Source organism: Bradyrhizobium sp. Cp5.3 (assembly GCF_000426265.1).
GTDB classification, from domain to species: Bacteria; Pseudomonadota; Alphaproteobacteria; order Rhizobiales; family Xanthobacteraceae; genus Bradyrhizobium; species Bradyrhizobium neotropicale.
Genome location: NZ_AUFA01000149.1, coordinates 1 through 1,049, shown reverse-complemented (window position 1 = coordinate 1,049; position 1,049 = coordinate 1). Strand labels below are relative to the sequence as shown.

1 pseudogene is annotated in these 1,049 nt (G+C 63.8%); it reads left to right on the top strand.

Annotation, left to right across the window (positions count from 1 at the left end):
- Positions 1-760, top strand: a pseudogene (locus K289_RS0140905) (molecular chaperone HtpG); the annotation flags it as partial.
- Between the last annotated feature and the right edge of the window lie 289 nt (positions 761-1,049).

Here is a 1,049-nt window from a genome sequence, read left to right as displayed (position 1 = left end):
CTGGGACGCGTTCGGTTCGGTTCTCAAGGAAGGCATCTACGAGGATTTCGAGCGCCGTGAAAAGCTGCTCGCGCTGTCGCGCTTCACCACGACCGTCGGCGAGAAGCGTTCGCTCAAGGACGTCGTCGCAGCCTTCAGGCCGAACCAGACCGAGATCTATTATCTCGTCGGCGACAGCATCGAGCGGCTGAAGTCCAATCCGCGGCTCGAGGCCGCGACCGCGCGCGGCATCGAGGTACTGCTGCTGTCCGATCCCGTCGACGCCTTCTGGACCTCGATGCCATCGGATTTCGAGGGCAAGCCGCTGAAGTCGTTGAGCCAGGGCGATCTCAATCTCGACCTGATCCCGCGCGTCGACGACAAGGACGAGGCGAAGAAGGACGAGCCGGCTGCGGACGAAGCGGCTACCATTGCCGTGATCAAGGGCGCGCTCGGCGAGCGCGTCAGCGACGTCAAGGCGTCGACGCGTCTCACCAGCTCGGCCTCCTGCCTCGTCGCCGACAGCCAGGGCCCGAGCCGAGAGCTCGAGCGCATCCTGGCGCAGCAGAACCGCGGCATGCGCACCAAGCCGATCCTGGAGATCAACCTGCGCCATCCGATGGTGGCGGCGGTCACCAGGGCCCAGACCGGCTCAGAGGTGGTCGACGATCTCAGCCTGCTCCTGCTCGAGCAGGCGCAGATTCTGGACGGCGAATTGCCGGAAGACCCGGCGGCGTTTGCCACGAAGCTGAACCGGCTGGTGCTGCAAGGGCTCAGCTAACGGCCCGTAAACGAACGCTATTGTCGCGTGTCCGGTGTGCTCCCTCCCTCTTGCGGGGTTCAGACCGGGATGTAGCCCAGGAAAACGTCTATCCGTCGTCGAGACTGTCGCAGCGCAAGTTCCCAAGCGTGCCGTGTGGCAATCCATCCCTAGAGCAGGCTGTTGAAGAACTCAGCCGCGTTCGCAAATGAGGCCTGAATCGTCGCCATTGTGGATGTAGAAGTGGCCGACGAGCCTGCCCGCAGTGCCGATCATAGCCCATCCACGACCGCAGGACGGATCATTCTCG